The sequence below is a fragment of the Mesobacillus sp. AQ2 genome, from assembly GCF_030122805.1.
GTDB classification, from domain to species: domain Bacteria; phylum Bacillota; class Bacilli; order Bacillales; family Cytobacillaceae; genus Mesobacillus; species Mesobacillus oceanisediminis_A.
In genome coordinates this window covers 1,019,549-1,033,860 of the sequence record NZ_CP126080.1, presented here as the reverse complement: position 1 = coordinate 1,033,860, position 14,312 = coordinate 1,019,549, and the positions used below count along the sequence as shown (strand labels likewise).

12 protein-coding genes are annotated in these 14,312 nt (G+C 45.9%); 3 read left to right on the top strand and 9 right to left on the bottom strand.

The genetic code is table 11. From position 1 onward, the window contains the following. Positions 1-115: 115 nt before the first annotated feature. Together QNH36_RS05110 and QNH36_RS05105 are read right to left on the bottom strand one after the other, a co-directional pair. Positions 116-1,669: a fumarate hydratase gene (locus QNH36_RS05110; protein ID WP_283904888.1), complete on the bottom strand. Its 1,554-nt coding sequence runs from the start codon at positions 1,667-1,669 to the stop codon at positions 116-118. A gap of 375 nt (positions 1,670-2,044) precedes the next feature. Further along, the gene (locus QNH36_RS05105; RefSeq protein WP_144475165.1) at positions 2,045-2,230 is read right to left on the bottom strand and encodes an SE1561 family protein; all 186 of its coding nucleotides are present in this window, start codon (positions 2,228-2,230) and stop codon (positions 2,045-2,047) included. Positions 2,231-2,414: 184 nt separating this feature from the next. On the opposite strand from QNH36_RS05105, the gene QNH36_RS05100 reads away from it, so the two are divergent. Beyond that, complete coding sequence (locus QNH36_RS05100; protein ID WP_283904887.1) at positions 2,415-2,918, top strand: DUF421 domain-containing protein; 504 nt, start codon at positions 2,415-2,417, stop codon at positions 2,916-2,918. A gap of 40 nt (positions 2,919-2,958) precedes the next feature. On the opposite strand, the gene ggt is transcribed toward QNH36_RS05100, so the two are convergent. The 6 genes from ggt to QNH36_RS05070 all read right to left on the bottom strand — a co-directional run bounded on the left by ggt (position 2,959) and on the right by QNH36_RS05070 (position 9,393). Next, the gene (gene ggt / locus QNH36_RS05095) at positions 2,959-4,644 is read right to left on the bottom strand and encodes a gamma-glutamyltransferase (protein WP_251543948.1); all 1,686 of its coding nucleotides are present in this window, start codon (positions 4,642-4,644) and stop codon (positions 2,959-2,961) included. 135 nt (positions 4,645-4,779) lie between these two features. After that, on the bottom strand, positions 4,780-5,574 hold the full coding sequence (locus tag QNH36_RS05090; RefSeq protein ID WP_283904886.1) for a YtxH domain-containing protein: 795 nt from the start codon (positions 5,572-5,574) through the stop codon (positions 4,780-4,782). A 212-nt stretch (positions 5,575-5,786) separates the two neighbouring features. After that, positions 5,787-6,620, bottom strand: coding sequence for a YfkD famly protein (locus tag QNH36_RS05085; protein WP_144475169.1), 834 nt, complete (start codon positions 6,618-6,620; stop codon positions 5,787-5,789). A 140-nt stretch (positions 6,621-6,760) separates the two neighbouring features. Further along, entirely contained in the window at positions 6,761-7,378 is a 618-nt protein-coding gene (locus QNH36_RS05080; RefSeq protein WP_283904885.1) for a YczE/YyaS/YitT family protein, read from the bottom strand. A gap of 439 nt (positions 7,379-7,817) precedes the next feature. Next, positions 7,818-8,879 carry a calcium/proton exchanger gene (gene cax, locus QNH36_RS05075; protein ID WP_283904884.1) on the bottom strand — a complete coding sequence of 354 codons (1,062 nt, stop codon included), beginning with the start codon at positions 8,877-8,879 and terminating at the stop codon, positions 7,818-7,820. 130 nt (positions 8,880-9,009) lie between these two features. Then, positions 9,010-9,393 carry an OsmC family protein gene (locus QNH36_RS05070; protein ID WP_144475172.1) on the bottom strand — a complete coding sequence of 128 codons (384 nt, stop codon included), beginning with the start codon at positions 9,391-9,393 and terminating at the stop codon, positions 9,010-9,012. A gap of 149 nt (positions 9,394-9,542) precedes the next feature. Between QNH36_RS05070 and QNH36_RS05065 the strand changes: the two genes are divergently transcribed. Next, a complete protein-coding gene (locus tag QNH36_RS05065; RefSeq protein WP_283904883.1) occupies positions 9,543-10,721 on the top strand; it encodes an MFS transporter in 1,179 nt (392 codons plus the stop codon). Between the two features lie 16 nt (positions 10,722-10,737). On the opposite strand, the gene QNH36_RS05060 is transcribed toward QNH36_RS05065, so the two are convergent. Continuing rightward, a complete protein-coding gene (locus tag QNH36_RS05060) occupies positions 10,738-11,676 on the bottom strand; it encodes a DMT family transporter (RefSeq protein WP_283904882.1) in 939 nt (312 codons plus the stop codon). A 192-nt stretch (positions 11,677-11,868) separates the two neighbouring features. Between QNH36_RS05060 and QNH36_RS05055 the strand changes: the two genes are divergently transcribed. Further along, on the top strand, positions 11,869-13,788 hold the full coding sequence (locus tag QNH36_RS05055; RefSeq protein WP_283904881.1) for a heavy metal translocating P-type ATPase: 1,920 nt from the start codon (positions 11,869-11,871) through the stop codon (positions 13,786-13,788). Positions 13,789-14,312 lie beyond the last annotated feature (524 nt).

Below are 14,312 nucleotides of genomic sequence, written 5' to 3'. Positions count from 1 at the left end.
TTCTACAAATGCATCAACGGGAAACTTTTGCAGTGGTGATAAGGTAATGTGCCGTTACCAGCAATCGAATAAAAAAGAAGTCTCGCAGCAAACCCAGCGAGACCCCTTTTAAGTTTTACTTATAAACTCGATCGGCGAATTGCGCCAATTTTTCGAGTGATGATTTTTCAACATCTTCGTGCAGGCTGTTTCCGTGCGAATCCATGGTTACGACTGCGGTAAAGCCTTCGACATTGAGGTGCCACATTGCTTCAGGAATACCGAAGTTCATCAGGTCAACGCCTTCGACAGACTTGATGCAGTCCGCATAATACTGTGCTGCGCCGCCGATGGCATTCAGGTAAACTCCGCCATGCTCTTGCAAAGAAGCAAGCGTCTTCTTACCCATTCCGCCTTTTCCGATGACTGCACGGATGCCGAACTTCTTCATGATATCACCCTGATAGGGCTCCTCACGAATACTTGTTGTCGGGCCTGCAGCCTTCACATGCCAGTTTCCTTCTTCATCCTTCAGCATGACCGGTCCGCAATGGTAAATGACCTGCCCATTCAAGTCGACAGGTGAATCGTGGTCTGACAGGTACTTATGGATCGCGTCACGGCCTGTATACATCATGCCATTGATCTGGACGACATCTCCGACCTTGAGTTCACGGATTTGCTCTTCTGTAATAGGAGCAGTTAATGTGACGACATTCTGTTCTGCCGGTGCTTCGACTGCTGCTGCGATTTCCTGTGCAGCAGGCTGGGCGAAATCAATCTTCTCTCCTTCCTGGTACATCCATTCCTGAATTTCACCAGTTTCAGGGTTTACGGCTACACCAAGGCGGCGATATGCCCAGCAGTTATACGCAACAGATACGTAAAAGCTTGCCGGAATGCGGTTCATGACGCCGATTTTGCAGCCAAGAAGCGTCGTTTCACCGCCAAAGCCCATCGTCCCGATTCCAAGCTTGTTGGCATTTTCCATGACATACTCTTCAAGGTCATGTAGTTCTGGATTTGGATTGACATCATCTACAGTACGGAATAATTGCTCCTTCGCAAGGTCATATCCAGAAGAACGGTCACCGCCAATGCCGACCCCAATGAAGCCTGCGCTGCAGCCTTGTCCCTGGGCCTGATAAACCGAATGCATGATACATTTGCGTATTCCGTCAAGGTCGCGTCCAGCGCGGCCGAGTCCTTCCAATTCAGCAGGAAGGCTGTATTGGATATTTTTATTTTCACAGCCGCCGCCCTTTAAAATCAGACGTGCGTCAATATAGTCTTTTTCCCATTGCTCAAACTTGATGACAGGAGTGCCGCCGCCAAGATTGTCGCCGCTGTTCTCACCTGTCAATGAATCAACAGAGTTCGGGCGCAGCTTGCCATCCTTGGTAGCCAGGGCAATCGCATTGTAAATCGCCTTTTTCATCTCAAGCTGGTTTGCACCTACAGGAGTCTTGATTTTAAAGGTTGGAAGACCAGTATCCTGGCAAATCGGCGAAACATTATCATCCGCCATTTTGATGTTGTTGGTGATCGTATCCAGGCTCATCGCCGAGCGCGTCCCCGCGTTTTCACGCTCTGCCGCCGCTTTGATGGCCCGGCGGACATCCTTAGGAAGGTTCGTGGATGTTTCAACAACTAACTGGTACATGCTTTCCTGGAACTTTTCGATATTCATCTGTCTACCCCTCTCCCCATGTTTGCTGTCTCTTTATATGTGAAAGCTTTATAACAATTTCTCCGATATCATTATACTCCTATCAACCATCTATTTAAAGATGAAAGTGGAATCGTTTACAAACAGAAAAGCGCAAGCGCCTTGGGCAGCCCCGACAAGCGTTGGAGGGCCGACCACTGAAGTCGCTCTTTGACTTCATTGGGCGGACCGAAACGCTCGAGGGGCTAGGTGCTGAAGCTGGACACAGAAAAGCGCAAGCGCCTTGGACAGCCTCGACAAGCATTGGTCGCTGGAGCTGGACAGAGAAAAGCGCATGCTCGTTGGTCAGCTCCGAAAAGACGCTAACATAAAAAAGAGACCTCATAAAAAGGTCTCTTACAAATCGCGGTTTTTGAATTCGCGGCATTTGGCATCCATTTCTTCGACGATTTGGATCATGCGGTCGATATCCTCGAGGTCCGTTTCTTCCGGATCAATCGCTTCAAGCAATTCAGCGAACATATCCAAACGCTGCTTAAGGAATACAACCTGAGTATTTTTATCATTTATCTGGCTTCCCACTATTCTCGCTCCTTTCACTACCGTTAACATCCTACCGAAAAATGGGCGATTGTGCAATATTTATCAGAATGCATGCTGTCCTTTTGGGCTTTTGCAAAACCCTTTTATTATTGGATAGTATTCCCCCCTATCGCAATATGTTTGCGCAGGCTTTTTCAGGAAAAAACATATATGAGGTGATAAAATGATATTTAATTCTTGGGATGCCGTCTGGCGTACCCTTGTTGTCGGTGTCCTTGCTTACGGGGCCCTTGTTTTATTGTTGCGTGTTTCTGGTAAACGTACGCTGTCCAAGATGAATGCTTTCGATTTGATTGTCACGGTCGCACTGGGGTCTACCCTGGCGACAATCCTTTTGAATAAAAAAGTGGCCCTTATTGAGGGAGTTTCAGCATTCTTTATTTTAATTGGTCTGCAATATGTTGTGGCATGGCTGTCGATACGTTCAGACGGTTTCAAAAAGCTGATTAAATCGGATCCCCAATTGTTATTTTACCGCGGGAATTACTTAAAGGAAAAAATCATCAAAGAACGTGTTTTGGATGTGGAAATCCTTCAGGCAGCACGTTCCAGCGGCATCAATTCAATGGACCAGGTGGAAGCTGTCGTCCTTGAAACAGACGGCAGCATTTCTGTAATCAAAAAATCGGATTCAGAAACGGACACGCTTTCCAGTGTGGATAAATAAGAGAAGCAGGCTGAAAAAATTCCAGCCTGCTTTTTGGTTCTTATTCATCCAGTCCGGTTGCTTTCCCTTCCCTGCTGGAATCGGCAGCTCCATAGAGGATACCTTTTTCACGATCGAATTTGATGGCCTGGACATTTCCAAGCGGGAATGGACCATCGGCAAATTCGAAGCCCTTTGATTCCATCTCACCTTTTGCTTCCATGCTGATGCCCGACTCCCAGCCAATCAGCGGGCCGGTACTATTGAAGATTCTCGGCTCCTCGATGGCCTCTTTCAGGTCCATGCCAAAATCAAGAACATTGACAATCGTCTGGAATACGGAGCCTACGATTGTTGGCCCGCCAGGTGATCCCAATGTCAAAACAGGCTCATCTTCCTTGAAGACAATGGTTGGCGTCTTGCAGCTCACAGGCCTCTTTCCTGGCTGGATTTCATTCAGGCCGCCAGGAATAGCATCAAAGTCAGTCATTTCATTGTTTAAAACGAAGCCATGATCCTTGACCATGATTCCAGAACCGAACGGGTGCTCAACGGTAGAAGTGCAGGCAACGATATTGCCCCACTTGTCCGTTACCGTGAAATGAGTCGTTTCGCTTCTTTCTCTTTCAGGCTCGAAAGGCTGGCGTACAATATTAATTTCCTTACCCTCCCCGTAAACCCATGGATTACCAAAATCAATTGCATCGTTCCTGCGTTCCCAATTAATCAATTTTCGCCGCTCAGCAAGGTATTCCTCACTCAGCAACCCTTTTAACGGAATATCACCAAACTCCGGATCACCTGAAAAGGCGATTTTATCGGAAAAAGCAATCCTCATGGCTTCTGTAAATAAGTAATACTTTTCCCATGATTTCACATCATACTTGCTGAGGTCAAAACCTTCGAGGATTTTCAAAATCTGCAGCATCGTTGTCCCGCCTGCACTCGGCATATTGGAAGAAGCAATTTTATAATCCCGATAAGTTCCCCAAACAGGTTCATCAATGGAGATTTCATAATTCTTTAAATCTGACATCTCCATGATTCCGCCAAGCTCTTTTAGTGTAGAAATAATGGCTTCTCCAATTTCCCCTTCATAGAACGCTTCGATGCCATCACGCTGAAGGATTCGGAATGTTTTCGCCAGGTGTTCCTTCTGGTAGACATCCCCTTCCTTAAGCGACTTCCCGCCCGGCATAAATAATTCCTTCGCATGATCACCGAGTCGATAGTCGAAAGTATTAAGACTTTCTTCCATAATCCAGTTGACCTCTACTCCTTTTTCTGCAGCCTGGGCAGCTGGTTCGATCAATTCGGCAAGCGGTTTTGTGCCATACTCCTTCCTTGCCGCTTCCATTGCTTTCAATATACCTGGAACCCCGACACCTGTAGCATGCGTAGACCTCTTTTTAAACGGAATGACTTCACCTTTTTCATCTAAAAAAAGTTCTGGGTGTGCGGCTTTTGGTGCTCTTGTATGCCCATCAAAAATTTTCGTGGTTTTGCTTTCCGCATGATAAACCATGAAAAATCCGCTGCCGCCAATTCCTGTCATCATCGGTTCTCCGACATTCAGGCCGAATTGGATGGCGATCGCTGCATCGATGGCGTTGCCGCCGTCACGCAGTATTTTTTCCGCTGCATTCGTTGCAATTGGGTGCGCTGAAGCAGCCATTGCAATTTTCCCCGTTGCAGTTTCTCTATCATAATCACACCTGTTAGAGCGTGGTTTAAATTCCTTTTCCATTGACATAGCCTCCTAAATTAACTGACTGTACTAGTTAATACCCTCGTAGCTAAATAAAGAAACAAGCAAATATATGGGATGGTTGACAGCAAAAAACCAGTCCTTGACCAGGACTGGCTTTAGTATTCGCATTAACTAGCGGTTATTATCATTTTTTTGGTTTTCTGGCGATACTGTGAAGGCATTTGATGTATTTCCTAGCCCTGTTGTATCAGACGGTTGGCTTTCCATACCAGTAGCATACGCATCAGCAGCATGGCTTGATCCAGTGTTTGAAGAGTCAGATTCAGTAGCAGAATTGACCACCGGGTTGTCCATTGCGGTTGCTCCTGCTTCCTTCACTTTTGATCCAACATCCTTAAGCTCTTCCTTTGCGTTCATGACGGTTTGCACAGCATCAGAGGAATTGGACTTTGCTTCATTCATCTTGCTGAACACATCATCATTCAGGCGCTGGTAAAGGCTTTGAGCATCACTGATCGCTTCTTTTAAAATGCTGGAAGCTTCCCTGAAGCTGCTCATCATCTGCTCCTTCACATCAGAAGGATTGTTCTTCACTTCGCTGATGACATTCATTGATGTGTCTTTTGCATTGACCGCCTTGTCCTTTACCTTTGTGCGCGTATTGGAGTCAAGCATCGCCATTGCTCCGCCGATTGCAGCTCCAATCAGCACACCCTTCATCAGCTTACTGTTCGAAGACTTAGAGCTGCTGGAGTCATCATATGAATAGCTGCTGGAGTAGCCGCCCATTGATGAATTGTTTGAATACGAATTACCGGAATTGGTGCTTGCGTAAGTTGTTGTTCCAGTTGTTGGATCATATGATGCATTCTCCGTTGATGAAGTGTACATGTTGTTGTTCATATTGTAAGAGTTTGAATTGTTGCCTATTGGATTTTGGTTGTTAGAAAGAATATTGTCAGACATAATCTATTTCCTCCTTAATTTTGTTGAGTTAATTTGTTATGTCTATCTAATTCCCGGCATGTACAGGCGTTAAACAGGATATATCTACCTTTTGTCAAGAGGAAAAAATTACTAACAGGCATTAAAAAAAGCCTGGTTTCTTTTCAGAAATACCAGGCTCACTCATTACCTGGTTCGTTTTTGATACCAGGCTTATCTATTATATCGAAGACTTATCTCGGCCGTTCACTGGAAACGAAGCCAAAGCTGACATGGTCCTGAACCGGAATCCATGCTCCAATCCCTTGTGATACAACATTTTTGACAACAATGAATTTCTTGCTGCCTTTTAGCATCAGGTAAACCTCGCCATATGTGACCTTGCCTTTTTCATTGATGGCTGGTGCGTAGGCATAAAGATACCCGAGACGCTTCGGCTGGATATTGTATATATGGTCTTTTTTCGTTCCTGCACCTACAATCGTTTCAAACGCAAGCGGCAGACCTGATTTCTTTGCTGCTTGCAACAGCATCATTTTCTGCACATCTTCCGCATTCTTGATTTTCGCCGTCAAACCGCCCTTTACAACCTTTTGCTGCTCCTGAACATAATGGATTTGATAAATAGCATTCCCGCCGCGATTGTCGAAATAATTCGTATTGATTTTCTGGAATTCCCAGTTCGGTGAGGTTTCTTGCGATTCATAATTCAACGGCCACTCACCAAGGTAAACAATCGCCCGGTAGCCGATGGCGAATGGAGTGCTGTTGATGGATGTTTCATTCAGCATCCGAATCAAATCCGGATTCTCGATCTTCACCTTCGACGTTTTAATCAAATTCTTGGTAAGCTCACTTGGCTGAAGGAAAGGCAAGTCTTCAGTCGGGTTCGGATACGTATTATCCTTCGTGATATTCATTACTGAATTCGGGATCACATACTTCGCATTTTCCGCCTGCTTTGGCTGAGGCGCTTTTTTCGCCTTCCCTTCCTCAGCAAAACCAACTGCTAAAATAGACATCATAAAAACCATCGTCATAACAAGGATAGCTGCTGCTTTTTTCATCGGTGTATACTCCTTTCACTACAGGAAACTTTTAAGTTTGTTCATAGTGTTTTCGGAGTTCCGCCACTTTATCCAAAGTTTGTTGAAAAAAAGAAGCTCTGCCAGATGAGCAGAACCTCAGGAATTATATTATGAAATAACTATCGAGCGGATGTAAGCAGCTTATTATACAATTTTTCACAGTAAGGAAAGAACAATTGAATCAACGGACCGATAGCAAACGTCACAATCAAAGTCCCAATCCCAATCGGTCCCTTGAAGATGAACGCCGCCGACAGAGCAATCACTTCACCAAGCGTCTTCGCTGCCATTAAATTCAGATTAAATCGTTCCCTTAATGCCATCATGAAATTATCGATAGGAATCAAGGGGAATCTCGGCTGCAGATAGACGGCCAGGCCGAAGCTCAACGCCACCATCCCGAGAAGGAATACTCCAAACTGCTTCCCATATCCAGCGACCAACATGTCATCGAACACGCGCAATAACCAGAAATCGATCAGCACACCTGTGATAAGCAGCGTAATGATTGCAGCAATATCCGGGCGTCTTTTTACCAGGGAGGCATTAATGAAAATCATGATGATCCCGACAAAGACAACCCAGCTGCCCGGCGTCAGCCCCACCGTTTTCGAAAGGCCCACATTGAGAGCATCCCAGGCGCCTGTCCCCAAATTTGCTTTAATGGTCATCGAAACCCCAAAAGATAGAATCGTTAACCCGATGATAAAAAATAAAGTGCGATAAACAAAAGCCATGATCCCTATTCTCCTTCTGTTAAACCTTCTATTGGACATTTTGACTGCTCATTTGGGTCTGAAATGTCCATTAAACCGCTTTTCTTGGACATTTTGACTGCTTTAACGCTTCGAAATGTCCTTTAAACCGCTTTTCTTGGACATTTTGGCTGTCCCAACGCTTGGAAATGTCCTTTAAACTGCTTTTTTTGGACATTTTGACTGCCCCAACGCTCGGAAATGTCCTTTAAACCGCTTTTCTTGGACATTTTGGCTGTCCCAACGCTTGGAAATGTCCTTTAAACTGCTTTTCTTGGACATTTTGGCGGCTATAACGCTCTGAAATGTCCTTTAACTATCTCTATGTTGATAAATCGAGATGCGCGAGGTAAAGCATGTTCATTTTTACAGCAAAAAAGAACCCTGTCCTCCCGGAACAGAGTTCATTAATCCTAGTATATTAAAGCAGGTAAAATCCAATTCCCATTATAACATAGGCGCCTATAAGTGTAAGCCCCTCAAACCAGTTTGTTTCACCGTCGTTTGCAATGCTGATGGAGAGGAGCACGGCAACTGCCATTGAAACCATTTCAGGCATCGAGAATACTAGAGGCATACTCTTTTCAAACAGCAAAGAAACTAACACGAGAACAGGCGCAACAAACATGGCAACCTGCAGGGTCGAGCCTACGGCGATTTCAACAGCGACGTCCATTTTATTTTTATAGGCCATGATGACGGCTGAGGCATGTTCGGCTGCATTGCCGACAATCGCTACTATGATGATCCCTATGAACAATTCGGACCAGCCGAAGGATTCGCCCACTTCCTCAAAAGTATGGACAAGGTTTTCTGCAACATAAGCGACAGCAACTGTTGCCGCAAGGAGGATCGTGATCGCTTTGGCTTTTCCCCATTCCGGTTCTTCTTCATGGTGCTCGGCGCCGCTTTGAACCTTAGGCTGGTAAACACCTCTGTGGGTGACAAGCTTGAAAAACAGTGCAGCAAGATAGAGCGCAATCAGGATAATCGAGATTCCGACACTAAGGCTGAGCGTCCTGCTTTCATTCATATCCATCGCAAATACTTCCGGAATAACGAAGGCCACAATCACCGCAAAAATTAAAAGAGCAGAATTATGTCTTGCATCATGAACATTAAAGTGCTGCCGTTTGAACTTCAGTCCTCCTACAAAAAAGGATAACCCAGCTACAAGCAGGAGGTTGCCTAACACGGAACCTGTCAATGAAGCAAGAACAACTCCAATCAACCCCGCTTTTAACGCAAAAATGGAAATGATCAATTCAACCGCATTGCCGAAGGTCGCATTCAGTAATCCGCCAATCCGCGGCCCTGTTACTATTGCCAGACTTTCTGTTGCCCGGCCCATATAGCTGGCCAGAGCAACGATCGTCAAACAATAGATGATAAATAACATTGTACTCGACCAATGCATCAGCGTTCCGATGACAGACAGCGGAACACCGACGAAAGTTAAAATCATGAAAATCTTGTTTGCCATAGTATGATTCCTCTCTGTTAACTCTTATTGTTTTTTCAATATCTGTACCCCTTAACCAACATTCTTAGTCACTTTATCAGTTCTTCCAAAGGAGATAAAAAAACAAAATGTTATGAAAGGAAATCATGTATTAGACGATTTCAAATGTCTCTTCGACCTCAATGCTTCCGACCACAGATTGCACCATCGAACAGTTCTTCCTTGTCAGCACCATTGCCTTCTCGATTTTCTTTTCATCGAGATTGCTTCCGGCAATGCGGAAATGGACGATGATTTTGCTGACACGGTTTGCTTCTTCCTCAACTCGTTCAGCATCCGCCTGGATGTGGATATCCTCGATTTCCATCCTCATTTTCTCCAGGACCTTGCGCAGGACTCCGCCGCTGCAGATCGCAACTGAAGAAACGAGCAATTGGTATGGCCTGAATCCATATTCATCGTCCCCAGCAATGTCCAATCTTCCAAAACCTGTTTCTGTATAAAAGCCAACCTCTGGCTTCATTTTAAATTCCATTAGAATCTCTCCTTTTTAACTAGAAATATTTCCCTGACACAAAGAAGATTACACTATTTTACCTGTATTTAAAAATAAAAAAACATTGCACATAAAAATTTATATCGTTAACATCAAAAGAGTATCAATACTCAGGGAGAATATGAATCATGAATATAAGCATAAAACTTCGTTTCTGGATCCTCGTCAGCATCGTTGCCATTTCGGGATTTTCCCAGGGAATGCTGCTGCCTTTGATTGCGATCATCTTTGAACAGGATGGCGTGTCATCCTCGATGAATGGATTTCATGCAACAGGATTATATATCGGTATCTTGATAGCTTCGCCATTGATGGAAGCGCCGCTGCGCAGATTTGGCTACAAACCGATCATTCTTATCGGCGGCTTTCTCGTCGCGGTTTCGCTGGCATTTTTCCCGTTATGGAAATCATTCTGGTTCTGGTTTATCTTAAGGCTCGCCATCGGAATTGGCGACCATATGCTCCATTTTGCCACCCAGACATGGATTACATCCTTTTCGGCAAAAGATCGGATTGGAAGGAATATTTCAATCTATGGATTATTTTTCGGGCTGGGATTCGCAGCTGGACCGTTGATGATCGGGCTTGTAAAAATAAATACCGCTCTGCCATTCATCCTTTCCTCTGCCATCAGCCTCGCTGCCTGGCTGACGGTATGGCTGCTGAAAAACGAGCGGCCTGAACATGACACTGACAGTACTTCTTTCTTCGGTACGATGAAGAGGTTCGGGAAGGTGTTTAAATATGCCTGGGTCGCCTTCCTGCCTCCCTTTGGCTACGGATTTTTGGAAGCAAGCATTAACGGGAACTTCCCGGTGTACGCGATGAGATCAGGGATTGGTGTCGATGCAGTCGCACTCCTGCTTCCGGCCTTTGCCATCGGCGGCATTCTCTCACAGCTTCCACTCGGGATCTTAAGCGATAAGCTCGGGCGGCGGAATGTATTGATTGCCGTTACCCTGTCCGGCTTCATCTCTTTTACTGCAGCCGGTTTGCTGGAGAATTCGACTATCGGTCTGCTGATCTGTTTCTTTTTAGCGGGCACGCTTGTAGGATCGACTTTTTCCCTTGGAATCAGTTATATGGCCGACCTGCTGCCAAAGCCGCTTCTTCCGGCAGGCAACCTGATGTGCGGTATTTTCTTCAGTTTTGGCAGCATCAGCGGGCCGTTCATTGGAGGACTGGCCATCCAATGGCTGAAAGGAATCAGCTTCTTTTATGTCATCAGCACGATGCTGCTGTTGATTTTCATCGCACTGGTCGCTGTCCGACATGACGCGTCTGAACAGCAGGCAAAATCTGCATAACGAGAAACAGCCTCCCCTATTTGGCAGGGAGGCTGTTTTTTTTACGGGAAGGCCGGTTCACGAGAACGATTCCGGCCACAACCAGGACTAATCCGGCTATGACAAAATAATGGAGCGCTTCACCAAGAAGCAGCGATGATAAAAGGACGCCGAATATCGGCACCAGGAACAGGTACAGCGACACTTTTCCAACCTGATTGTACTTCATGACATTGTTCCATAAAATGAATCCAGTTGCAGAGAGGAAAGCCAGATAGATGAGCATCAGTCCGGACTTGAGGTCAAAATCGAAAGGAACCAGTCCGACAGTGAAAGCACCAATCGCAATCAATCCCAAAGAACCGAGGATCATCTGGTAGGCCGTCAAATAAATGACCTCCATTTTCGCACTTCCCTGTTTTGCCAGGATATTGCCGTACGCACCAGCAAGCATCGCGCCCATGAGCAGGATTTCCCCGATGCCAAAGTGGATTTCATATTCACCATTTGGCCAGTTCGCAAAAATAACCCCAGTAAAGCCAACCATCAGACCGGCGACCTTCAAACGGCTCATCCTGTCGTCAGGATACAGGAAATGAGCCAGCAGGATCTGGAAGAAGGACGTCGTGCCGGCGATGATGGATCCCTGGATGCCCGTTGAGTAGCTAAGTCCGATGTAAAACAGGACATATTGAAGGAATGTCTGAAACAGACCTATTTTTAAAAGAGGCTTGGTCGTCTCCGTCCTGAATTTCATATTCCTTTTTAAAAACAGGAACAAAATCAGGATCAGAAGCCCCGCAAGCAGAAACCGGTATCCCGCAAACAGCATTTGCTCGCCGATTTCATCCGGCTTGATGTCCAGGCTTGCGTAGCTCAATTTTATAAAAGGGAACGCACTTCCCCAGAGGAAGGTTGCCCCTGCTGCCGACACAACAATGCCAAGCGGGTGGGTAAAAAAGTCTTTAGTTGTCATCTATCTTTCTCCTTAGACTATTGCATTATTCTTTCAAAAGCATATAGTGTATGGTAACATAATAATAAACACAATATGTATCTTTTGCTCTGGCTTTTCGCTGTCACCGTTCCGGTGGCAGCTTTCGTATTTTTTAAGGGTAGTGATGGTGATTATTAGTATCAATTAGAGATGTCAAAGGAGGAGAAAAGGATGGCACAGGGAGCTAATGCAATTGCAAAACCAAACTCGGTTCCAGAAGGGAATCTTTTTGGAAAAATCAAGCCACACGCTGAACTGATTGCCGCCGCCATCAGTGGAATCCTGATAGCGGCAGGCTGGATCTTAAGCAAAGGAGATTCACAAACAGCGTCGGTCATCGCTTTTATCCTGGCTTATGTAATCGGCGGTTTCGCCAAAGCGAAGGAAGGCATTGAAGCGACAATCGAAGAAAAAGAATTGAATGTTGAAATGCTGATGATTTTTGCAGCGATCGGCTCAGCCATTATCGGCTATTGGACAGAAGGCGCAATTTTGATTTTCATTTTTGCGATGAGCGGAGCGCTTGAAACGTACACCATGAATAAAAGCCATAAGGAAATTTCCTCATTGATGGAGCTGCAGCCAGAGGAAGCATTGAGAATCACAAATGGTGTTGAAAGGAAAGTCCATGTATCCGAACTGGAAATCGGCGATTTAATTTTGGTCAAACCGGGCGAAAGGATTCCCTCTGACGGCAAAATAGCCAAGGGCCAGACAACGATAGACCAGGCAGCGATCACCGGGGAATCCATACCAGTATCAAAGGATACCGGAGATGATGTTTTCGCAGGCACTGTAAACCTGACAGGTTCCCTGACAGTTGAAATAACTAAGCCAAACAATGAAACATTGTTCCAGAAGATCATCCAGCTTGTCCAGAATGCACAGAGCGAAAAATCCCCGTCACAGCTGTTCATCGAACGATTTGAAGGGACATATGTAAAAGTCGTGCTCATCGTTGTAGTGCTGATGATGTTCGTTCCCCACTACCTGCTGGGCTGGAGCTGGACAGAAACGTTTTACAGGGCGATGATCCTGCTTGTAGTTGCCTCCCCATGTGCCCTAGTGGCATCAATCATGCCGGCTACGTTGTCAGCGATTTCTAATGGGGCAAAACACGGGATACTGTTCAAAGGCGGCGTCCACCTGGAGAATCTTAGCCATCTTAAAGCCATTGCCTTCGATAAAACGGGTACACTCACAAAGGGTAAACCGGAAGTGACGGATGTGATCGCAGCTGACGGGTTGGACCGTGATGAAGTTTTGCTTAAAGCCGCATCGATCGAGAGCCACTCCAACCACCCACTGGCAAATGCAATCGTGAATTATGCAAAGGATGTTCTCGGCAGGGAGCTTGTGCATCCTGAAAGCATCGAGGATGTTTCCGGGTGGGGCGTTAAAGCTCATTTCGAAAACGAGGATTGGAAAATCGGGAAAGCGGACTTTGTCGGCAGGCCTGTCGCAGAAGCATTCTCTGATGGCGCAGCAGTGGCACTTGCATCCCAAGGCAAGACGATTGTTTTCATCGAACGGAATGGCCAGCTTGCCGGCCTGATCGCCTTAAAGGATGTCGTCCGTGAAGAAACAAAACAGGCCATCGATTTGTTGAAATCAGAAGGCATCTACACAGTGATGCTGACAGGCGACAGCAAAAATACCGCAAAAGCCATTGCCGCTGAAAGCCATGTTGACGGCTATATCGCAGAATGCCTTCCAGAAACAAAGGTTCAGCAATTGAAGAAGCTCAAAGAGGACCACGGCCAGGTCGCAATGGTCGGCGACGGCATCAATGACGCTCCGGCGCTCGCAACCGCCAACGTCGGGATCGCCATGGGAGAAGGCTCAGACGTCGCCCTTGAAACAGCAGATGTCGTATTGATGAAAAACGACCTGCCGAAGATTGCCGAAGCCATCAACCTGTCACGCCGGATGAACCGTATCGTCAAACAAAATATTGTATTTTCGATTTTAGTGATCATGGTCCTGATCGCATCGAACTTCCTGCAGTTCCTCGACCTGCCATACGGCGTCATCGGGCACGAAGGAAGCACCATCCTTGTCATACTGAATAGCTTGAGATTGTTGAAATAAAGTAGTCTCCCGCCCGGACTTCGGATCCGGCGGGAGTTTTTTATTATGATGAACACTATTCGTGGGATATCAATGATTTCTGTCCATCATCACCTTCATGACGGACACTTTTTGTTTGGTTTCATCAATTTCTGTCCGTCATCGCCATCATGATGGACAGATTACCTTGCATTTCACAGATTTTTGTCCGTCATCCACCTCATGAAGGACACTTTTTCTTGGATTTCACCGATTTCTGTCCATCATCATCCTTATGATGGACACTTTCCCTTGCATTTCCCCGATTTCTGTCCGTCATCGCCATCATGACGGACACTTTCTCCTGGATTGCCTCAATTTCTGTCCATCCTTTTTCCTCTTAAAGGGCATTATCCCGGCTGCCTTCTGTCACCTTTCACTCAAAAGTAAAGCGCCCTCCGAGTGGGGGCGCTTGTTGTTAGTGATATCCGTTGGATCCGTTTGCTGAGCCTGATGTTTTCTGGCTGTGGTTGCTTTTGCCTTTTTGCTTGGTGCTTCCGTCTTTT